Raw genomic sequence first — 19,766 nt, forward strand, 5'->3', positions numbered from 1 at the left:
GGGACGACCGGCACCGCCCGGGTCCCCGACGCCGCTGGCACACCGCTGGTGCTCGAGATCACCGGCGTGCGCGCGGGCTACGGCGCCGTGGAGGTGCTGCACGGCGTCGACCTGGCCCTGCGCGCCGGCGAGGCGCTCGCGCTCATCGGCGCGAACGGTGCCGGCAAGACGACGCTCTGCTCGGTCGTCACTGGCGGCCTGCCGGTGACCAAGGGGGTGATCCGGCTCGGAGGCACGGACGTGACGGCGTTGCCGCCGCACCGGCGGGTCCGGCACGGCGCTTTCCTCATCCCCGAGGGACGGGGCATCTTCCCTGCTCTGACGGTGGACGAGAACCTCTCGCTGTGGCTGCCGGGCGAGCCGGACCGGGATGCCGCCTACCGCCGGTTCCCGGTGCTCGGTGAGCGTCGCGGCCAGCTCGCCGGGTCGCTGTCCGGCGGCGAGCAGCAGATGCTGGCGCTCGCGCCGGCGCTGGTCAAGCCGCCGGACCTGCTGATCGTCGACGAGCCGTCGCTCGGCCTCGCCCCGCTGATCGTCGCCGAGGTGTACGCGGCGCTGCAGGAGCTGCGCGCGGCCGGCACGGCGATCCTGCTGGTCGAGGAGAAGGCCCACGACGTCGTCGCGCTCGCCGACCGGATCGTCTTCATGGCCGCCGGCCGGGTGTCCTGGGAGCGGCCGACCGACCAGGTCGACTCGGACCTGCTGGTCCAGTCGTACCTCGGCATCAGCGACGTCTCCGCCGAGCCCGCCGAGCCCGCCGAGCGCCCCGGGGCCGCGAGCGCGATGCCCCAGACCGCCACCCCCCTTGCCTAGTACCCACCGCGTAGACCATGAGGGAGTAACCATGAAAGCCGTACGTGCCGCGGAAGGCGGCGTCCAGGTCGTCGATCTTCCCGAGCCGCCCGGTACCGGCGAACTCCTCCAGATGCGCTCGACGAGCATCTGCAGCTCGGATCTGCTCTACATCTCCTACGGCTGCCGCTTCATCCTCGGCCACGAGCTGGCCGGCGTCGGCGAGGACGGCGGCGGGTACATCGTCGAGGCGATCTACGGCTGCGGCGAGTGTGCCCAGTGCCAGAGCGGGCAGTTCAACCGCTGCCCGACGCACGGCGAGCACTCGCTCGGGTTCAGCGCCGACGGCGGCATGGCGGAGCAGTTCCGCGCGCCCGCCCACCGGCTGGTCCCGCTGCCCAACGGCCTCGACCTGCGCGACGCGGCCCTCGCCGAACCCGCCGCGGTCTCCTGGCACGCGTTACGGCTGGCCGGCACCAGCGCGAACACCCGGGTCGCCGTCGTCGGCGCCGGCGGCCTCGGCCTGCTCGCCGTCGCCGGCGCGCGCCGGCAGGGCGCCGAGGACGTCGCGATCGAGGCGCGGTACCCGCACCAGATCGAGGCCGCCGAACGGCTCGGCGCGAAGATCGGCGTCGAGGGCCAGTACGACGTGGTGGTCGAGGCGGCCGGGAACCCGGCCGCCCTCTCCCAGGCGATCGATCTCGTCGCGCCCGGCGGCACGATCGTCGTCGTCGGGGTCTACATGGGCCCGATCGAGGTCAACTGGCTGCCGCTGTTCCTCCGCGAGGCGCGGCTGCTGCCGTCGGTCGGCTATTGCCACCACGGCTCCGGGCGGGAGATGGCGGACGCCGCGGCCATGCTCGCCGATGACCCCGAGATCGTCCAGACACTCGTCACGCACCGCTTCCCGATCGAGGACGCCGAGGAGGCCTTCCGGGTCGCGGGCGACAAGAAGTCGGGCGCCATCCGCGTCATGCTCGAACCGTAGGAAGCGCCGAGGAGGGTGGCACGGCGGTGATGCACCTGCGTCGGATCCGGCGCGAGCGCGGGCGAGCCCTCCGGGGCGTGGACCAGCGGCTCGACGAGCTGGAAGGCCGGCTGCGCGCGGCGGAGGACCAGCTGGACATCCTCCGCCTGCTCAACCGTTACGGCCCGCTGGTCGACAGCGGGTCGGCGGCCGAGGCGGCCGACCTGTGGGTCGCCGGCGGCGGCTATGACTTCACCGGCGTGACCGGCGACGGCACCCGCGTCGAGGCGCCGCGTGGACTGGCCGCCCTGTACGAGGGCGACGTGCACGCGGGCCTGGTCGCCGCGGGCGTCGCTCACCTCACGGCCACACCCCACATCGCCCTTCACGGTGAGACGGCCGAAGCCGTCGGCTACTCCCTCGTGATCCGCAAGGAGGACGACCGCTGGTTCGTCTGGCGAGCCGCCATCAACCACTGGGCACTGGCACGCACGGCCGACGGCTGGCGAATCACGGAGCGCTACAACCGTGTGCTCGACGGATCCGCCGAATCGCGCGCCACCATGCGCCGAATCCTCGCCAGCCCGTAGAGCACGCTCCGCCGCGCAATCGGAGGTTGCGATGCCTTTGGCTCTTTGCTGCATGTCCCATAGCCCGCTACTCGATATAACCGAACAACGCCCGGAGCTGGAGACGGACGTTCGGGCGGCGCTGTCCGCCGCCCGCGCGTTCGCCGAGGATTTCGCTCCCGATATCGTCGTCGCCTTCGTCCCCGATCACTTCAATGGTTTCTTCTATCGCCTTATGCCGCCGTTCTGCCTCGGGCTGGCGGCCACGACGGTGGGGGACTACGCCAGCCTGGCGGGCACCCTGCATGTGCCGACCGGCCTCGCGTGGGCGTGCGCGCAGGCGGTGCTCGCGGACGGAGTCGACCTGTCGATCTCCCACCGGATGGAGCTCGACCACTCCACCGCGCAGCCGCTGCGCGAACTGTTCGGGGGGCTCGACACCCGGCCGGTGATCCCGGTGTTCGTCAACTCGGCCGCCGCCCCGCTCGGACCGTTGTCACGAACCCGCCAGCTCGGGGCCGCCATCGGACGGTTCTTCGCGGGACGTGACGAGCGGGTGCTGCTGGTCGGCTCCGGTGGGCTTTCGCACGACCCACCGATGCCCACCCTCGACAGCGCGCCCCCGGCCGTGGCCGAGCGCCTCGTGTCCGGTCGTCCCCTGACGCCCGAGGAGGCGGAGCGCAAGCACGCGGGAGCCGTCGCCGAAGGTCTGCGCCTCGCCGACGGCTCCAGTGAGCGCCGGCCGCTGAGTCCCGAATGGGACACCGAGTTCCTCTCCCTGGTCACCAGCGGCGCGTTCACCGAGCTGGACGGGTGGAGCAACGACGAGGTCGGTCGGCATGGAGGCGGCGCGCACGAGATCCGGACCTGGATCGCCGCGTACTCCGCGCTCGACGCGGTGGGTCCCTACGAGGTGACCTATCGCTACTACCGCCCGATTCCCGAGTACATCGCCGGCTTCGCCGTCACCACGGCTCGGCCCGGCGGCACCGGACATCCATGACCGGGACGTCATCCGTGCCCGGCGACACCGGCCGGCGTCGGTGACCGACCTGCCGCGAGTAGAAGGGCTGAGGACCTGTGGGCTGGGATTTCGAAACAGACCCGGAGTACCAGAAGAAGCTGGACTGGGTCGACGAGTTCGTCCGGGAGGAGGTGGAACCGCTCGACCACATCTTTCCGCACCAGCAGTTCGACCCGATGACGGACGAGATGCGCCGGGTGATCAACCCGTTGAAGGAGGAGGTTCGGCGCCAGGGGCTGTGGGCCACCCATCTTGCACCCGAACTGGGCGGCCAGGGCTTCGGCCAGCTGAAGCTGGCGCTGCTCAACGAGATCCTGGGCCGCACCCTGTGGGCATCGGTCGTCTTCGGCACCCAGGCACCCGACACCGGTAACGCGGAGATCATCGCTCACTACGGCACGCAGGCGCAGAAGGACAAATATCTGCAACCCCTGCTGGACGGCGAGTGCTTCTCCAGCTACTCGATGACCGAGCCGCACGGTGGCTCGGATCCGACCCAGTTCACCTGCCGCGCCGTCAAGGAGGGCGACGAGTGGGTCATCAACGGCTGGAAGTACTTCTCGTCCAACGCCAAGACGGCGTCGTTCCTGATCGTCATGGTGGTGACGAACCCGGACGTGAGCGCCTACCGGGGGATGTCGATGTTCCTCGTCCCCACGGACACCCCCGGCGTCAACATTGTGCGTAACGTCGGCCTCTTCGGCGAGCCGATGAACGAGGGTTATCACGCGCTGATCCACTACGAGGACGTGCGCGTGCCGGCGGACGCCCTCCTCGGCGAGGAGGGCCAGGCGTTCGCGGTCGCGCAGACCCGGCTCGGCGGTGGCCGGATCCACCACGCGATGCGCACGATCGGCCTGGCGAACAAGGCGCTCGACATGATGTGCGAGCGGGCGCTCAGCCGAACGACCCAGGGTGGCCTGCTGGCGGACAAGCAACTGGTCCAGGGCTTCATCGCCGACTCGTACGCCCAGCTCGCCCAGTTTCGGCTGTTCGTGCTGTACACGGCCTGGGAGATCGACCGGTACAACGACTACAACCGGGTACGGAAGGACATCGCCACGGCGAAGTTCGTCATGCCCGCGGTGCTGCACGACATCGCGTGGCGGGCGATGCAGGTGCACGGGGCGCTCGGCACGACCAACGAGATGCCGCTGTTCCAGTACGTCCACCTCGCCGCCGTGCTGGGCCTGGCCGACGGCCCGACCGAGGTGCACAAGGTGACCGTCGCGCGCCAGGTACTCCGCGACCACACCCCGGCCGCCGGCATGTGGCCCAGCGAGTGGATCCCCGGGAAGACGGAGGAGGCGCAGCGGAAGTTCGCCAGCGTGCTCGACCTGGAGATCGGGAACCTGTGACAGCCCCGGGCCCGTGTGAGCGCAACGGGCTCGTGCCCATGACATTTCTATCTATTCTATCTATGAGCGGAGGCTCGGCATGAAAGCGGAAGACCTCATCCTGATCAGCGTCGACGACCATCTTGTCGAACCGCCGGACATGTTCGAGGGGCGCCTGCCGGCGAGGTTCACCGACGCGGGGCCGAAGGTCCTCCGTCGTGAGGACGGCTCGGATGTGTGGACGTTCAACGGTTCGGTCATCCCGAACGTGGGTCTGAACGCGGTGGCGGGGCGGCCGAAGGAGGAGTACGGCGTCGAGCCGACCGCCTTCGACGAGATGCGCCCTGGCTGTTACGACATCCACGAGCGGGTCAAGGACATGTCCGCGGGCGGGGTGCTGGGCTCGATGTGCTTCCCGTCGTTCCCGGGTTTCTCCGCTCGGCTGTTCGCGGCCGCGGACGACAAGGACCTGGCGCTGAGCGTCGTCCAGGCGTACAACGACTGGCATATCGACGAGTGGTGCGGCGCCTACCCCGGCCGGTTCATCCCGATGGGCCTGCCGGTGCTGTGGGACCCGCAGCTGGCCGCGGCGGAGGTCCACCGGCTCGCGGCGAAGGGCTGCCATTCGATCACCTTCACCGAGAACCCGGCGACCCTGGGCTACCCGAGCTTCCACGACGCGCACTGGGATCCGCTGTGGAGGGCGCTGGTCGAGACCGACACGGTGCTCTCGATCCACCTCGGCTCGTCGGGCAAGCTCACGTTCACCGCGCCCGACGCCCCGATGGACGTCCTGATCACCCTGCAGCCGATGAACATCTGCAGTGCGGCGGCTGACCTGCTCTGGTCGCGGGTGCTCAAGGAGTTCCCGACGATCAAGATCGCGCTGTCCGAGGGTGGGACCGGGTGGATCCCGTACTTCCTGGAGCGCCTGGACCGGACCTACGACATGCACCACCTGTGGACCGGTCAGAACTTCGGCGGGAAGCTGCCGAGCGAGGTGTTCCGGGAGCATTTCCTGACGTGTTTCATCGAGGACCCGGTCGGTGTGGAGCTGCGCCACAAGATCGGTATCGACAACATCGCGTGGGAGTGCGACTACCCGCACTCGGACTCCAGCTGGCCGTGGCCGGGCGAGGAGCTGCTCAGGTCCGCGGTCGGGGTGCCGGCTGAGGACGTCAACAAGATGTCGTACGAGAACGCGATGCGCTGGTACTCGTTCGACCCGTTCGCGCACCGGCCGAAGGAGAAGAGCACCGTCGGGGCGCTGCGCGCCGAGGTCGCCGGCCACGACGTGGAGATCCGCCCGTTCGACAAGGGCCGCTTCGAGATCAAGCACGACGGCATCTCGCTCAGTGAGATGGCCGAGAGGTCCAACGCCTGACGGCGTCGTGGGCGACGCGCCGCACGACGGTCCGGCGCGCCGCCCACCCCACGGGCGTCTCCCGGCCGTAGGCACTGGTCACCTCGACGTCGATGGCACCGTCGTGACCATCGTGGATGGTCACGACGGTGCCATCGACGCGCTTCGCCCTGTACATGGCCAGATCCGCCTGGTGCAGCAGCATCTCCGACGCGGCGGTGGCGCCGGGCTCCGCGACGGCCAGTCCGACGCTTCCATGCACCGAGCGCGACGCTCCGGCGAGCTCGCAGGGAGCCGCGACGGCCTCGGCGATCCGCTGGCCGAGCCTCCGTGGCTCCTCGGCGGAGCCCTCGAACAGGATCGCGAACTCGTCACCACCGAGCCGGGCGACGGTGTCCTCCCGCCGGACCGCGTGCATGAGCCGGTCCGCGGTCAGCCGCAGCAGATCGTCACCAACCGCGTGCCCGAATTCGTCGTTGACGTTCTTGAAGTTGTCCAGGTCGCAGAACAGCAGGACCAACGGCTGCGGATCGCGGTCGCGGTTTCGCCGGTCGACCGCGTGCCGCAGCCGGTCGTTGAACAGCGTCCGGTTCGCCAGCCCGGTCAGTGGGTCGTGAAATGCCTGGTACAAGAGCTGACGCTGGCTGGCCCGGTAGCCGGCCAGCAGGCTCGCGTTGTCCCATAACGTCACGACCTGTCGGGCCAACGCCAGGGCCAGCAGCCCGAGCAGCGCGAACATCTCCGCCCGCGGGATCGGGCCCGACGTCACCAGCTGCACCAGGGTGAGCAGACCGACCGCGCCCAGCGGCACATACGGCAGCGTCAGGTGCAGTACCTGCAGCAGGCCAGGTCGCTGGTGCGCCCGGTGGTCATGGTCATCCGGCTCGGCCACGGGCGGCGCCGCTGCTCGCGCCGGGGCGACCGCCGCGAGCCCGATCAGCAGCATCGCCGCGACGAACCCGGTGGAGAACGGCGGAGGAACGACCTCCCAGCGGCGAACATCGGCGGCGACATAGCTGGCCGCCACGATCGCGAGCACGACCATGCCCGCCGCGAGCAGACCGAACGCGGGCCAGAAGCGCGGCCGCCGGAACGTGCCGAGCAGGAACACCGTCACCGACAGGGTCAACGCACCCATAGAAAGCGTCGACATCGTCAGGACGGAACCCAGGCTGTACATGTCTCGCAGCAGCGCGTCCCTCAGCACCAGCTCCCAGACGAGCAGCGCCAGCGCGCCGACCACGAGCAGGCTGTCCAGCACGGTCACCGCGAGCCAGCGCCGGCTGGGTAACGGCGGATGCGGGGGACGATCGCTTGGGTACATCCCGAGCGCGCCGCGGCCGTCGGGACCCCGGTCCAGCGGGTCCGTCGGTATCGTGAGCAGCCCGGCAAGCGCGAGCCCGTAGCAGATGAGATAGCCAAGATCGGGTGGGTGCAGCATCGGCAGGTTGGTCCCGGTAGCGGGAGCGGACCACGCGGCCGTGACCACCCCGGCCATCGCCAGGACCGCGGCCGCCCCCGTCAGCCATCGCCACCGTCGTTCGACTCCCCGGTGCCGCCAGCCTTCGACCCCGCAGCACACGGCGGCGGCCGCGGCGGCGACGCTCGCCGCGATGGGCTCTACCAAGACCATCGCCGACCTCGGCGCCGTGAGATCGACCGTCAGCGCGGCCACGAAGAAAGCGACCGCGGCGATCACCATCCGGCGGAAGGCCCGGGGGCCGGCCGACGCTGGCCGAGAGCACGATGCAGCCACCCGGATAAATGTTCCCGCTCCGGCTCATGGTGAATCGGTCCACCGCTCAGGTGTTCCGGTGGAAGTTACCCGGAACAGGAATCTCATTTCATGGGCGGTATTTCTGATGAAACGGGTTCCACGGCGGCCCTCATACCGGGACAGCCCGTCCTGACATGCTGGTGATGGTCGTCGGGCTGCCCGTCGGGTGTGGCCCGGCGACACCCGATCAGCCGCTCTCGCGCGCTGGCCCAGACCTGCTCGGTGGGAGGCGCACCCGGTTCCACCACAGGGACAGAGCGACGGCCGCGGCGACGAACAGGGCGCCGACGCCGGCGAACACGGCGGCGATGTCCTTGTGCCTGTGCGTGACGGTGATGTTGCTGGGGAGCGCGGTCAGCGCGTCCTGAAGCTGCCCGGCGTTCTGCGCCCGGTAGTAGCTGCCGCCGGTGGCGCCCGCGACCTGTCGCAGCGCGTCCTCGTCGATGGTCTGCGGCCTGCGGTCGCCGAACCGACCACCACCCCCGCCGCCGAAGCCCCCGCCACCACCGAAGGGGCTGTCGCCGACCTGCGAGCTGCTGCACACCATCGGCGACGGCGTCGTCGTGCCGAAACCGATCGTGTAGACGCGCAGGCGGCGCGCCGCGGCCTCCTTCGCCGCGGTCTGCGGATCCACGCCCTGGGTGTTCGCGCCGTCGGTGAGCACGACGATGACGTCGGCCGCGTACTGGGACCCGGTGCTGCCACCGTCGAGGTTCACCCCGGTCGGCGGGACGGCCGGGTCGACGTCGGCGATGGCGTCGATGGACGCGAGGATTCCCTGGCCGATGGCGGTGCCGCGCGACGTCGTCAGGGTCTTCAGCGCCGCCAGCAGCTTGTCGGTGTCGTCGGTCGGCGGGACGAGCAGGCCGGCGACGCCCGCGAAGGTGACCAGGCCGATGCGGGAGCCGCCCGGTTGCGCCCGGATGAAGTCGGCGGCCGCCTTCTCGGCGGCGGTGAGGCGGTTCGGGGCGACGTCGGTGGAGCACATGGAGCCCGAGACGTCCAGCGCCAGCAGGATCGTCGTCGAGTTGGACGTGACGGGGACGGTCGCCTGCGGACGGGCCGCGCCGAGCCCGAGCGCGGCCAGCCCGACGAGCAGCAGGGCGGCGGGGACGCGCCGGCGCCACAGCGTCCGGCCCGCCACGGCGACACGGACCAGCGCGACCGACGTGACGCGCACGGCGGCGCGCCGGCGCCGCCGCCGGGCCCACCAGGCGACGGCCGGCAGCAGCGGTATGGCCAGCAGCGTCAGCAGCGCCCACGGCCAGGTGAGCGACATCAGACGACCCTTCCCGTGCGCAGGACGGTGAGGACCCCGCCGGCGGCCAGCAGCAGGATGGCGAACGCGATGAACGCCCCGGCCAGCGGAAGGTCCTCGTTGTGGGTGGTCAGCCGCAGGTCGATGGTCGACGCGACGCCGTCGAGCTCGGGCGTGTCCGACGCGGGGTGGTACGAGCCGTCGGTCGTCTGGGCGATGGCCTTCAGCGTGTCCTCGTCCAGCGCGGTGTGCAGCCGGTAGCCGTCGACGGTGACGACCCCGCCGGCCGCGGTGCCGACGCCGACCGTCTCGACGTGCACGCCGGCGGCCTGGGCGGCGTCGGCGGCGGCCTCGGTGGCTTCGCCGCTGCCGCCGTCCTCGCCGTCGGAGAACAGCACGATGGTCGCCGAGCTCCAGTAGCCGAGGTCGGGCACGGTGCCGTCCGGACCCAGCCGGACGGTCTTGCCCGTGATCGCGGACAGCGAGGTGAGGAGCGCGTCCGCGAGCGAGGTGCCGCCGGTGACGCTCAGGCGGTCGATCGCGGCCTCGGCCTCCGCGTGCTCGGCGCTGGGCAGGTGGGTGGTGATCCCGCCGTTCTGGAAGGCGACGACGCCGACGTTGACGCTGCCGGGCTGGGCGTCGACGAACGCGGTCGCGGCCTTCTTCGCCGCGTCCAGCCGGGTGGGCTCCACGTCGGTCGCGGCCATGCTGTTCGACACGTCCATGGCGACGATCACCGTCCCGGCGGCGCGGGAGACCGGGACGGACGCCGCCGGCCCCGCCGCCGCCACCGAGAGCACCGCGATCCCCGCGAGGCTCAGCCACAGGCCGAACTGGGGGGCACGCCGTCCCGCGGCGGTGGCCACGCCGGCCGCGGCGAGCGCCGCCCGGCGCCGGCGGGACGCCTTCACGGTGGCGACGGCGAGCGCCGCCACGACCAGCGCACCGAGGACGAGCAGCCAGGGAACGGCGAGGCTCACGGCCGCCTCCACTGGGTACTGGCGACGACCCCGACCAGGGAGGTGAGCAGGTCGCGGTCGGTGTCGATCCGGTGCATCGGGACCCCCGCCCTGCGCATGCGGCCGGCCGTCTCGGCCTCGCGCTCCGCCACGGCGTCCCGGAACCGGGCCCGCAGCAGCGGGTCGCTGGAGTCGACGAGCAGCTGCTCGCCGGTCTCGGCGTCCTCGACGAGGACGAGCCCGGCCTCCGGCAGGTCGTCGTCGGCCGCGTCGACGACGCGCAGCGCCACGACGTCGTGCCGATGCGCGAGACGCAGCAGCGGCCGGTCCCACTCGCCGGTGCCGATGAAGTCGGAGACGACGATGATCAGCGACCGGCGCCGCGCCACCGACGCGGCGGTCGCCAACATCGCGGCGAAGTCGGTGGTGCCCGCCGTGGACGGCGCCGCGGCCGTGCGGTCCAGCTCATGGCCGATGCGCAGCACGTGGCCGCGGCCGGTGCCCGGCGGCACCACCCGCGTCGCGGCGCCGTCGTGCAGCAGCGCGCCGACCCGGTTGCCGCCGCGGGCGAACAGCCTGGCCAGCGTCAGCGCGAGCTCGGCCAGCACGTCGTGCTTGCCCCGGCCCGGCGTTCCCACCGTCATCGACGCCGACCGGTCGAGGACGAGCCACAGGGTCAGCTCGCGATCTTCGGTGAACTGGCGCACCTGCGGCTCGTCCAGCCGGGCGGTCGCGTTCCAGTCGATGCGGCGGGCGTCGTCCTCCTCCATGTAGCCGCGCAGGCCGGCGAAGTCGAGGCCCGCGCCGCGGTACGCCGTCCGGTAGGAGCCCAGCACCCGCCCGTCGAGACGGCGGACGACCCGCCACTCCAGCCGGAGCAGCAGCCGATCGGGCGCACCGGTCATCGCGCGGCTCACCGGTCCCGCAGCGGGACCTCGGGCATCGGCACCGCCGTCAGCACGCCGGCGATGACCGTGTCGGGATCGACGTCGTCGGCCAGCGCCTCGTACGACAGCACGACGCGGTGGCGCAGCACGTCGGGGGCGAGCTCGCGCAGGTCGTGCGGCACGACGTAGTCCCTGCCCCGCAGGTATGCCAGCGCGCGGGCGCCCAGCACCAGGTTGATCGACGCGCGCGGGCTGGCGCCGTAGGTGACGTAGCGCTCCAGCTGGCCGAGCCCCACCGTCCCCGGCGAGCGGGTCGCCGTGACCAGCCGCACCGAGTAGTCGACGACGGCCGGGTCGACGTACACGCCCTGGACGCCCGCCCGCATCCGCACCAGGTCCTCGGGGGAGAGGATCGCCTGCGGCGCCTCGGGCGGCCGCAGGGCCCGGTCGACGATGGCGTGCTCCTCCACCGCCGTCGGGTAGCGCACGACGACCTTCATCATGAAACGGTCGACCTGGGCCTCGGGGAGCGGATAGGTGCCCTCGGACTCGATCGGGTTCTGGGTCGCCATCACCAGGAACGGGTCGGGGACGTGGAAGGTCTCGCGCCCGATGGTCACCTGACGCTCCTGCATGACCTCCAGCAGCGCGCTCTGCACCTTCGCCGGGGCTCGGTTGATCTCGTCGGCCAGCAGCAGGTTGGTGAAGACGGGGCCGAGGGAGGTCTCGAACTCGCCGGTGTGCTGGCGATAGACCCGGGTGCCCACCAGGTCGGCGGGCAGCAGGTCCGGCGTGAACTGGATGCGTTGGAACTGGCCGCCGATCGCCCCGGCCAGCGACTTCACGGCCAGCGTCTTGGCGAGCCCCGGCACGCCCTCGACGAGCAGGTGGCCGCCGGAGAGCAGGCCGATCGCCATCCGCTCCAGCAGCATGTCCTGCCCGACGATCGTGCGTTTGACCTCGAACAGCACCTGCTCGAGCGGGCTGGCGCCGGGAGGCACGGCGGTCGCGCCGTGCGCCGTGGCGTTCGCGCCGCCCGCCGTCGCGGCGCTCGCGGGGATGGTGCCGCTTCCCGCGGTCGTCGCGTTCCCGCCGGTCGGCCGCTGGGTGCCGCCGCCCTTGGGCCCCATCAGGGTCAGGTATCGCCGCTCGGCGTCGTCCTGGTTCGACATCGTTATCTTTTGGATACCTTCCGTGATGTCAGATCTGGGGTCCGCGGCCGTCGCCAGGCCCGTTGCCGCCGCCGAGCGCGCTGCCGATGGGCACCGCGAAGCCGATGCCGGCGAACGCGTCGTCATGGCCCGGGTCGGCGATGGAGACGACGATCCCGACGACCAGGCCGTTCGCGTCGAGGAGCGGGCCGCCGGAGCTGCCGGGATTCACCGAGGCGTCGAACTGGATGAGGCCGGTGAAGGTGCCGCTGTCCGTGGGGGCGGTGCGGTCCACACCCGAGATGACGCCCGACGAGACGCTGTAGGTCAGCCCGAGGGGGTTGCCGACGGCGACGACGTCGCCGCCGATCTCGACCCTGCCGCCGAGCGTCGCCGGCACGACGGTCTGCGGCAGGGTTTCCGGGGAGAGCGTCGCGATGTCGGTCTTCGGGTCCGCCGAGGCCACCGTGGCGGCGGACGTGGTGCCGTCGGCGAAGACGAGGCTGATGTCGCCGCCGTCGGCGATGACGTGGTTCGCGGTGAGGACGGTGCCGTCATCGGCGGCGATCACGCCCGAGCCGAGCGACCCGTCGGCCGTGCGCACCACGACCACCGACGGCCCGATCCGCTGGTAGATGTCCGCGACGCTCGGCGTCTTGGCCGCGGTGGGGCTCGCCGACACGGCCGGGTCGGGCAGCGCCGCCGAGCCGTCATCGGGACGCAGCGCGAGCGCCACCACTGTGACGACCAGAGCGACGATGAGGACACCGCAGCCGACCAGCACGCCGAGGGCGCTCCGCGGGCCCCATGCTGCCCGAAGGCCGGACCAACGCGCCATAGCCCGACACTGCGGGCCATACCTTAGCCGTACCTGAACAAACACTGTGGCTGATGCGAAATGCTACCGATTCTTTACCTGATACGACGCAGGAAACCGTGCCGGACTGGCGCACACCTCGGCGGCCGGTATCGGTCGTGAGCTGTCTGCCAGGTGCCGACCCGCAGGTGGCGGTCATCAGGCGAGGTGCCTGCGTCGTGGCCGGCACCGGCACGGGCGGCACCGGCACCGGCACCGGCGGTGGCACCGGCGGTGGCGCGGCCGGCTGAGTGGTCGCGGCCGGCCAGCCACTCGTCGGCGGAGCCGGGCTGGGCGGACTCCTGGCTCACACCAGATCATGGGCGGGCCATGATCTGGTGTGATGTTTGGCGTCCTGGCACGCAAGAACGCAATCACCGTGGAATTGCTTTGGCGATCGCGGAGTCAACCCCGCTTGGAGCCCGGCCCGGGCTCGGTCGGGGCGCCGTCCGGGCGCTCGTGCGGCCGCGTGCTCGTCCTGTCCGACGTCAGAGTCACAACCAGCGCCGTTTCGCGCCCATGACGTCTGACCCGACGCCGGGATCCTGCTGGCGCCCGCCGCGACGCGGGTTAGAAGCGACCGGCCGCCGCTGCGCGCTGCCCGCCCATCCATCCATGGGCTGTGGCGGGCGGGAAGCCGGGATCCGCCCCACAACCCATGACCGGATCCGATGCGAGACCTGAGTAATTAGGGTTCCTCGCTCTGGCTCCGATAAATCCACCAGATGACCAGCGAACTCCAGCCCGGCCGGCCGTCGGCAATTGCGATCGTGCCAGGTAGCCACCCGGGCCGGGCCTGATCGCTGACGGCCTGGGCAAGGCGAAAGGTGGGGTGGGCGATACACCGGGTCGCAGCCGTTCCGCCGTTGCGGTGGTCCGGCCAGCTCCCGCCGGTCAGTCTCCCGCGGGCACGGCCATCTCGCCGAGCAGGGACCAGTCGTCCTGCGGAATGGTCACGTTGACGATGCGCGGGGTTTCGGCCAGATGCTGGGGCAGCATCTGGCGCGCGGCCTGGAAATGCGCGGACTGGACGTGCGCGGCGCCTGCGTCGTCGTCCCGGAATGCCTCCACGAGAACGTATTCCGCGGGGTCCTCGATGCTGCGCGACCAGTCGAACCACAGGCAGCCCGGTTCGCTCCGGGTGGCCCGGGTGAATTCCTCGACAATGACCGGCCACCGGTCCGCCTCCTCGGGCCGGACGCGGAACTTGGCGGTGATGAAGATCATCGGACTCCCTTGTCGACGTCGACTTGGTCGCTGGCATGGGCCGCATCAGGCGCGGGCTGGCCGCATCCGGCACGGCTGGCCTTATCCGGCGCATCCGGCTGGCTGGCCGCACGATGTCGCGCCCATGAAGCCGGTGCCGGTGTCGCGCTGAGACCCTACGCGACGGTCAACCGCCGGTCGCGGCGTGGCGACCACTCATGATCGCCGCGACCGTGTCGTCGCCGTCATCGTTTCGGCGAATTCGCAACCGCGGCAACACGGTGGCGACGATCAACCCAAGCGAGTCGCCGGGCGATCGCTGACGGGGGCGGCTGGGGCGCCATGGTCGTTCCCGCCGAGCGCCTCTTGGTCAGGTCCGCGGGGTGGAGCGGGTGATGCGGAAGGTCGGATGGTCCGCCGGGTCGGGCAGGGCGCGGAAGGACGCGCCGACGGTGGGCATCCGGCCGTAGAGCGCCAGATAGGCGTCGATCAGTGGCGGCCGGGCCGGCGCGGGGACGTCGGTGACCTCGATGTCCTCGGTTCGGCCCTCGTGGTCGAGCCGGCCGTGGCCGGCGGCGGTCAGGTTGAGCGCCCAGTCGGTCTGGCCGCGGGCGGCGATGAGGTACCGCTCGCCGTCGTGTTCGAGGACGGCGACCGGGACCCGTCGCGGGCGGCCGCTCTGCCGGCCGTCCACCGAGAGCTGCCAGACGATCTCGGGGCGGAAGCGGGCCGCCATCCGGTTGCCGACGACGCGGGCGAACCACGGCGGCCTCAGGTAGCGGCGGGACGTGTCGGCGGGGTGTGTGCTCATGGCAACAACCGTAGACATCGAACGTTTCGATGTCAAAGCGTTAGACATCGAAGTGTGAGTATGCTTGCGGCGTGCCTCCCACCCGTTCTCCGATCGGCCTCCACCTGGCACGGACGGCCCGGGTGGTCAGCCGCGCGTTCGACGAGGCGCTGGCGGCCGGCGGCGGGTCCATGCCGCTGTGGCTGGTGCTGCTCAACCTCAAGACGGGCGCCACCCTGGCCAACCAGCGCGAGCTGGCCCAGGCCGTGGGCATCCGGGAGGCGACGCTCACCCATCACCTCAACGCCATCGAGGGCCAGGGTTTGATCACCCGGCGGCGCGATCCGGCGAACCGGCGGGTGCAGACGGTGGAGCTCACCCCGGCGGGGGAGGAGGCGTTCCTGCGGCTGCGCACGATCGTCGTCGACTTCGACCGCCGCCTGCGTGACGGTTTCACCGACCAGGAGATCGCCGGTCTCGAGCGGCAACTCGACCGGCTCGTGAACAACGTCGCGGGCGCCTGACCGAGCCGATTCGACCACCGCGACCGCGACCACAACCGCCACCATCGCTTCGACCGCCGCGGATGCGCTGTCGCCGTGCCGCCGCGCCGGCGGGCGGAGGCCGGCCTCGCGAACTGTGGACTACCGGTGGGAGTCAGGCCCCTCGACCGCGGCGCGGAGGTCCGCCGACCAGCCGAGTGCACCGACCCGCTCGCCGCCACCGGTGACGGGGACCGTCCGCCATCGCTCGACGGACTGGCCCCGGCAGCGCCAGTAGCTCAACGCCGCGGCGAGCAGTGGCCCCAGCCCGCGTGCCGCGCCGTCGTCGAGTTTGGCGGCGAATGACCGCCCGTCGGGCAGCGAGGCGGCGATCACCGCCTCGGCACCGTCCTTGGCGAGCAGACCCGGCACATCCGCGAGGAGGTGCGTGATGGGTCGATCAGTTCCGCCAACGTGCACGGGATGGTCCCTCACCGCCGAGGACACGAGGGCGGCGGATGATCCGTCCGCGGCCCGGCTCAGGGCGGCGAAGGACCGCGCCAGCCCGGTCAGACTGATCGCGTGCGCGGGCGCGCCGCACCCGTCGATCGCGGTCGCGGCGACCGGCTGCCCGGCATACCGCCCGACCGCGTCCCGGATGAGAACCTGCAGCGGATGCGTCGGCAGCCGGTAGGTGCTCGTTTCCCATCCGGCCGCGCGACACGTCGCGAGCATGGCGGCGTGCTTGCCCGAGCAGTTGTGGCAGATCCGCGCCGGCTCGCCACCCTGCCTGACCCACTGGACGCGGGCTTCCTCGCTGCCGGGCCACGCCGGCGGGCAGAGGAGCGCGCCCTCATCCAGGCCCGCGGAGGTCAGGATCGCCCTGGCCGTCTGACGGTGCACGGGCTCGCCGTCATGGCTTGCGGCCGCCAGCGCCAGGTGCTCGCGCCGCCCCGGATAGCCGGCATCGACCATGGCGGCCGCCTGGAGCGGCTTGAGCGCGGAACGGGCGAAGACGGGCCGGTCCGGCGAGCCGAAGGAGACCTCGACCGCGCCGTCGGCATCGAGCAGAACCAGCGAGCCACGGTGCCAGGACTCGACGATTCCCGCCCGTGTCGCCGTAAGCAGGACCGGGTTCGCGACGCTATCCAGATCCACGCCGCCTGCTTGTCCGGGCATGCGCACCAGTATCGGCACCCGTGGTGCCCGCGGCGCTCGGCACTGTCACGAGGCCGAGTCTTCCGCCGCTCCCGCGCCTGCGCGTCTTCATGTCGCCGGAGACACTGTTCTGCCGAGCAAAGACGACGCCTCTCGAAGTGGCGGCTCGTATTGCTGAGCCGTCGGCTTTCGCGATCAAGAAGCATCGACTCGCCGCAGGGCGCTGGCGCGCTGAACTCTCGGCGTGTCTCGTCATGATTCCGATCCGTCTGTCACAAGCGCCTCGCAGGCCGCGAGGTTGCCCCGGGTCGTCCGGCAATTCGGGTGGTCGGGACCGTAGACGGCCTCGCCGATCGCGAGCGCCCGCTGAAACAGCGGCACCGCGTCCCCAACCCGGCCCAGGGTTCGCAGCGCCAACGCCAGGTTGTTCAGGCGCGTGGCGATGTCGGGGTGGTCGGGGCCGTAGACGGCTTGGCCGATCGCGAGCGCCCGTTGGAACAGCGGCACCGCCTCCCCGACCCGGCCCAGGTCTTGCAGCGCCGACGCCAGGTTGTTCAGCACGCTGGCGACGACGGGGTGGTCGGGGCCGTAGACGGCCTCGCCGATCGCGAGCGCCCGCTGAAACAGCGGCACCGCCTCCCCAGCCCGGCCCAGGGTTCGCAGCGCCAACGCCAGGTTGTTCAGGCGCGTGGCGATGTCGGGGTGGTCGGGGCCGTAGACGGCTTGGCCGATCGCGAGCGCCCGTTGGAACAGCGGCACCGCCTCCCCGACCCGGCCCAGGTCTTGCAGCGCCGACGCCAGGTTGTTCAGCACGGTGGCGACGTCGGGGTGGTCGGGGCCGTAGACGGCCTCGTCGATCGCGAGCGCCCGTTGGAACAGCGGCGCCGCCTCCCCGACCCGGCCCAGCGCTTGCAGGGGCAACGCCAGGTTGTTCAGGCGCGTGGCGACGACGGGGTGGTCGGGGCCGTAGACGGCCTGGCCGATCGCGAGCGCCCGCTGGAACAGCGGCACCGCCTCCCCAGCCCGGCCCAGGTCTTGCAGCGTCAACGCCAGGTTGTTCAGATCGGTAGCGACCTCGGGGTGGTCGGGGCCGTAGACGGCCTCGTCGATCGCGAGCGCCCGTTGGAACAGCGGCACCGCCTCCCCAGCCCGGCCCAGGTCGTGCAGCGCCGACGCCAGGTTGTTCAGCACGCTGGCGACGACGGGGTGGTCGGGGCCGTAAACGGCCTCGTCGATCGCGAGCGCCCGTTGGAACAGCGGCACCGCCTCCCCAGCCCGGCCCAGGCCTCGCAGCGCCAACGCCAGGTAGCTCAGCGCGCGGGCGACGACGGGGTGGTCGGGGCCGTAGACGGCCTCGTCGATCGCGAGCGCCCGTTGGAACAGCGGCACCGCCTCCCCGACCCGGCCCAGGTCTTGCAGCACCGACGCCAGGTTGTTCAGGCGCGTGGCGACGACGGGGTGGTCGGGGCCATAGGCAGCCTCACCGATCGCGAGCGCCCGCTGAAACAGCGGCAACGCCTCGGCGGGTTGGGCCTGCTCCTGGAGAAACGTCGCTGTCCGGTCACACAGCCAGGACAGGTCGCCCGCCGTAGCAGGCGGGTCGGCCTGGCAGGGTGCCGCGAGACCAGTCGGATCGTCGGCGCTGTCCAGCACGGTGCGGGCGTGGGCAAGCAGCGCCCACCAGCGTGGCCAGCCTTCCGGGGCACGCGTGATGTTCTCAGGCAGGTCGGCACGCAGCAGCCCGACCAGGACCGCCACCAGCTCCGCGCGGCGGACCTCGCCGAGCTTGCGGCGGGTCGCGGCGGCCACCAACCGGTGTACCCACACCGCCGCGGTGTCCCGACTGGCCAGGCTGTAGCCGACCAGTGCCCCCACCAACCGCGCCCAGGCAAGCCGATCGCCCGCGGCCTCGGCCAGCAGCCCGCCACCGAGCAGCTCCGCCCGGCCCTCGAACAAGTCCAACGGCACCGGCTCCGGCGCGAACAGCGCCAACAGCTCCAGCAACTCCACCGCCGCCGGCGCCGTCACCGACAGCCGCTCGATGGACAGGTCCCACAACGTGGCGACCGTCTCCCCAGCTCGATCCGCGACCCCCCCAAGCGCGATCACGTCCTCCAACCGCTCGACCAGCCAGCTCGCCAGCTCCGCCAGCGGCGTACCGGTCTGCGCACAGAACCCCGCCGCCTGCTCCAACGCCAACGCCAGATCGCCGAGCAAATCGGCCACCCCGTCCGCCACCACCGGATCGACCCCTGCAAGCCGGTCGGACAACAGCGCCACCGACTCCGCCCGAGGCAATGTCGGTACCTGCACCGTCGCGCGCGGCCCACCCCAGCCGGCCCGCCGCGAGGTCACCAGCAGCCGGCCCCACCGGTCCGTCGGCCGCAACGGCGCCACCGCCGCCGGATCCTCGACATTGTCGAAGATCAGCAGCCACGGCCGGCCACGGCGCCGCAGCTCCGCGAACACCGCCGCCGGCTCCGCCCCGGTGGGCAACTCCAACGCCTCGCCCAGCTCAGCCAACCGGCCAGCAATCAGATCCGCCCGCTCCGCCGGCACCCACCACACCACGTCGAACTCGTCCTCATGCCGGTAGGCGTACTCAACCGCCAACGCCGTCTTACCGACCCCACCCATCCCGGCCAGCGCCACCACCGACACCGCAGCCCCCGCGGTCAGTTTGTTGGCCAACTCCGACAACTGCTCCTGGCGGCCCACGAACCCCACCACCGGCGGCGGGACGTTCCACACCGACGGCCCCGCCGGGCCATCGTCCCCACCCGCGGCAAAGACCTCGTTGCTGGGAAACTGCTCGCGGGCTGCCTCCAACAGCCGACGCCTACCATCGCGGACCGCGCCGGCCGCGAGCAGCCGCGAGACCTCCCACCAGAACTCCTCCGCACTCAGCCCATGCCAGGCGGGCTGGCTACGCCGGGGCAGGTCAACCGACACCAACAGCGGCCCCGCCGACATCAAGTCCCCGAACATCTCAGCGAACGCCCGGACCTCCCGGCCCGACAGACCGCGTGCCACCTTCGCCACCCCCGACAGCACAAGCCGACCAAGGGCGCACGGCCCGTCACGCTGGCAACCAGCATCCCATCCGCCACCCGAACCGGATGTTTGACCTTCTAGGGCTCATCGCCAGACTGATCCCACCTGACAGACACCTGTCACGCAGCGGTGAGTC

Annotated in this window: 18 protein-coding genes; 8 read left to right on the top strand and 10 right to left on the bottom strand. The window is 71.6% G+C overall.

Annotated elements, in window-relative coordinates; translation table 11 throughout:
* From FRCN3DRAFT_RS44770 to FRCN3DRAFT_RS0216345, 6 genes are all read left to right on the top strand, one after another.
* Positions 1 to 813: ABC transporter ATP-binding protein (locus FRCN3DRAFT_RS44770; RefSeq protein ID WP_007520500.1), on the top strand; the 813-nt coding region annotated here is incomplete at its 5' end.
* A 31-nt stretch (positions 814 to 844) separates the two neighbouring features.
* On the top strand, positions 845 to 1,780 hold the full coding sequence (locus FRCN3DRAFT_RS0216325) for a zinc-dependent alcohol dehydrogenase (RefSeq protein WP_007520498.1): 936 nt from the start codon (positions 845 to 847) through the stop codon (positions 1,778 to 1,780).
* Positions 1,781 to 1,809: 29 nt separating this feature from the next.
* Entirely contained in the window at positions 1,810 to 2,349 is a 540-nt protein-coding gene (locus FRCN3DRAFT_RS0216330; RefSeq protein WP_051466276.1) for a nuclear transport factor 2 family protein, read from the top strand.
* Positions 2,350 to 2,380: 31 nt separating this feature from the next.
* On the top strand, positions 2,381 to 3,331 hold the full coding sequence (locus FRCN3DRAFT_RS0216335; protein WP_007520494.1) for a 3-carboxyethylcatechol 2,3-dioxygenase: 951 nt from the start codon (positions 2,381 to 2,383) through the stop codon (positions 3,329 to 3,331).
* Between the two features lie 77 nt (positions 3,332 to 3,408).
* Positions 3,409 to 4,710 (top strand): acyl-CoA dehydrogenase family protein, encoded by a 1,302-nt coding sequence (locus tag FRCN3DRAFT_RS0216340; protein ID WP_007520492.1) that lies wholly within the window; start codon positions 3,409 to 3,411, stop codon positions 4,708 to 4,710.
* Between the two features lie 79 nt (positions 4,711 to 4,789).
* Complete coding sequence (locus FRCN3DRAFT_RS0216345; protein WP_027140650.1) at positions 4,790 to 6,073, top strand: amidohydrolase family protein; 1,284 nt, start codon at positions 4,790 to 4,792, stop codon at positions 6,071 to 6,073.
* Here FRCN3DRAFT_RS0216345 and FRCN3DRAFT_RS0216350 read toward each other — a convergent pair.
* The 6 genes from FRCN3DRAFT_RS0216350 to FRCN3DRAFT_RS0216375 all read right to left on the bottom strand — a co-directional run bounded on the left by FRCN3DRAFT_RS0216350 (position 6,042) and on the right by FRCN3DRAFT_RS0216375 (position 12,922).
* Complete coding sequence (locus FRCN3DRAFT_RS0216350; protein WP_232794061.1) at positions 6,042 to 7,685, bottom strand: GGDEF domain-containing protein; 1,644 nt, start codon at positions 7,683 to 7,685, stop codon at positions 6,042 to 6,044. The genes FRCN3DRAFT_RS0216345 and FRCN3DRAFT_RS0216350 overlap by 32 nt on opposite strands.
* Positions 7,686 to 8,016: 331 nt before the next feature.
* Positions 8,017 to 9,108: a vWA domain-containing protein gene (locus FRCN3DRAFT_RS0216355; RefSeq protein WP_007519969.1), complete on the bottom strand. Its 1,092-nt coding sequence runs from the start codon at positions 9,106 to 9,108 to the stop codon at positions 8,017 to 8,019.
* A complete protein-coding gene (locus FRCN3DRAFT_RS0216360) occupies positions 9,108 to 10,067 on the bottom strand; it encodes a VWA domain-containing protein (protein WP_007519967.1) in 960 nt (319 codons plus the stop codon). The genes FRCN3DRAFT_RS0216355 and FRCN3DRAFT_RS0216360 overlap by 1 nt, the downstream gene beginning before the upstream one ends.
* The gene (locus FRCN3DRAFT_RS0216365; protein ID WP_007519965.1) at positions 10,064 to 10,951 is read right to left on the bottom strand and encodes a DUF58 domain-containing protein; all 888 of its coding nucleotides are present in this window, start codon (positions 10,949 to 10,951) and stop codon (positions 10,064 to 10,066) included. Before FRCN3DRAFT_RS0216365 ends, FRCN3DRAFT_RS0216360 begins: the two co-directional genes overlap by 4 nt.
* A gap of 8 nt (positions 10,952 to 10,959) precedes the next feature.
* Entirely contained in the window at positions 10,960 to 12,105 is a 1,146-nt protein-coding gene (locus tag FRCN3DRAFT_RS0216370; RefSeq protein WP_007519962.1) for an AAA family ATPase, read from the bottom strand.
* A 28-nt stretch (positions 12,106 to 12,133) separates the two neighbouring features.
* Complete coding sequence (locus FRCN3DRAFT_RS0216375; RefSeq protein WP_027140652.1) at positions 12,134 to 12,922, bottom strand: S1C family serine protease; 789 nt, start codon at positions 12,920 to 12,922, stop codon at positions 12,134 to 12,136.
* 137 nt (positions 12,923 to 13,059) lie between these two features.
* On the opposite strand from FRCN3DRAFT_RS0216375, the gene FRCN3DRAFT_RS57120 reads away from it, so the two are divergent.
* The gene (locus FRCN3DRAFT_RS57120; RefSeq protein ID WP_269799826.1) at positions 13,060 to 13,191 is read left to right on the top strand and encodes a hypothetical protein; all 132 of its coding nucleotides are present in this window, start codon (positions 13,060 to 13,062) and stop codon (positions 13,189 to 13,191) included.
* A 643-nt stretch (positions 13,192 to 13,834) separates the two neighbouring features.
* Here FRCN3DRAFT_RS57120 and FRCN3DRAFT_RS0216385 read toward each other — a convergent pair.
* Together FRCN3DRAFT_RS0216385 and FRCN3DRAFT_RS0216395 are read right to left on the bottom strand one after the other, a co-directional pair.
* A complete protein-coding gene (locus tag FRCN3DRAFT_RS0216385; RefSeq protein ID WP_007519958.1) occupies positions 13,835 to 14,167 on the bottom strand; it encodes a putative quinol monooxygenase in 333 nt (110 codons plus the stop codon).
* 349 nt (positions 14,168 to 14,516) lie between these two features.
* Positions 14,517 to 14,957: a nitroreductase/quinone reductase family protein gene (locus tag FRCN3DRAFT_RS0216395; RefSeq protein WP_007519956.1), complete on the bottom strand. Its 441-nt coding sequence runs from the start codon at positions 14,955 to 14,957 to the stop codon at positions 14,517 to 14,519.
* 71 nt (positions 14,958 to 15,028) lie between these two features.
* Between FRCN3DRAFT_RS0216395 and FRCN3DRAFT_RS0216400 the strand changes: the two genes are divergently transcribed.
* Positions 15,029 to 15,460 (top strand): MarR family winged helix-turn-helix transcriptional regulator, encoded by a 432-nt coding sequence (locus tag FRCN3DRAFT_RS0216400; protein WP_027140653.1) that lies wholly within the window; start codon positions 15,029 to 15,031, stop codon positions 15,458 to 15,460.
* A 120-nt stretch (positions 15,461 to 15,580) separates the two neighbouring features.
* Here FRCN3DRAFT_RS0216400 and FRCN3DRAFT_RS0216405 read toward each other — a convergent pair whose 3' ends face one another.
* Positions 15,581 to 16,597, bottom strand: coding sequence for an asparaginase (locus FRCN3DRAFT_RS0216405; RefSeq protein WP_035928133.1), 1,017 nt, complete (start codon positions 16,595 to 16,597; stop codon positions 15,581 to 15,583).
* A gap of 231 nt (positions 16,598 to 16,828) precedes the next feature.
* Entirely contained in the window at positions 16,829 to 19,609 is a 2,781-nt protein-coding gene (locus FRCN3DRAFT_RS44775) for a tetratricopeptide repeat protein (RefSeq protein WP_157845221.1), read from the bottom strand.
* Positions 19,610 to 19,766 lie beyond the last annotated feature (157 nt).

It is taken from the genome of Pseudofrankia saprophytica (genome assembly GCF_000235425.2).
Taxonomy (GTDB): Bacteria; Actinomycetota; Actinomycetes; order Frankiales; family Frankiaceae; genus Pseudofrankia; species Pseudofrankia saprophytica.

Excerpts from the sequence above, each read along its gene's own strand:
- FRCN3DRAFT_RS0216335 (WP_007520494.1), top strand. The coding sequence starts at position 2,381 with ATGCCTTTGGCTCTTTGCTGCATGTCCCATAGCCCGCTACTCGATATA.
- FRCN3DRAFT_RS0216350 (WP_232794061.1), bottom strand. The coding sequence starts at position 7,685 with ATGGTCTTGGTAGAGCCCATCGCGGCGAGCGTCGCCGCCGCGGCCGCC.
- FRCN3DRAFT_RS0216325 (WP_007520498.1), top strand. The coding sequence starts at position 845 with ATGAAAGCCGTACGTGCCGCGGAAGGCGGCGTCCAGGTCGTCGATCTT.
- FRCN3DRAFT_RS0216385 (WP_007519958.1), bottom strand. The coding sequence starts at position 14,167 with ATGATCTTCATCACCGCCAAGTTCCGCGTCCGGCCCGAGGAGGCGGAC.
- FRCN3DRAFT_RS0216395 (WP_007519956.1), bottom strand. The coding sequence starts at position 14,957 with ATGAGCACACACCCCGCCGACACGTCCCGCCGCTACCTGAGGCCGCCG.
- FRCN3DRAFT_RS0216330 (WP_051466276.1), top strand. The coding sequence starts at position 1,810 with ATGCACCTGCGTCGGATCCGGCGCGAGCGCGGGCGAGCCCTCCGGGGC.
- FRCN3DRAFT_RS0216345 (WP_027140650.1), top strand. The coding sequence starts at position 4,790 with ATGAAAGCGGAAGACCTCATCCTGATCAGCGTCGACGACCATCTTGTC.
- FRCN3DRAFT_RS0216405 (WP_035928133.1), bottom strand. The coding sequence starts at position 16,597 with ATGCCCGGACAAGCAGGCGGCGTGGATCTGGATAGCGTCGCGAACCCG.
- FRCN3DRAFT_RS0216370 (WP_007519962.1), bottom strand. The coding sequence starts at position 12,105 with ATGTCGAACCAGGACGACGCCGAGCGGCGATACCTGACCCTGATGGGG.
- FRCN3DRAFT_RS0216365 (WP_007519965.1), bottom strand. The coding sequence starts at position 10,951 with ATGACCGGTGCGCCCGATCGGCTGCTGCTCCGGCTGGAGTGGCGGGTC.
- FRCN3DRAFT_RS0216375 (WP_027140652.1), bottom strand. The coding sequence starts at position 12,922 with ATGGCGCGTTGGTCCGGCCTTCGGGCAGCATGGGGCCCGCGGAGCGCC.
- FRCN3DRAFT_RS0216355 (WP_007519969.1), bottom strand. The coding sequence starts at position 9,108 with ATGTCGCTCACCTGGCCGTGGGCGCTGCTGACGCTGCTGGCCATACCG.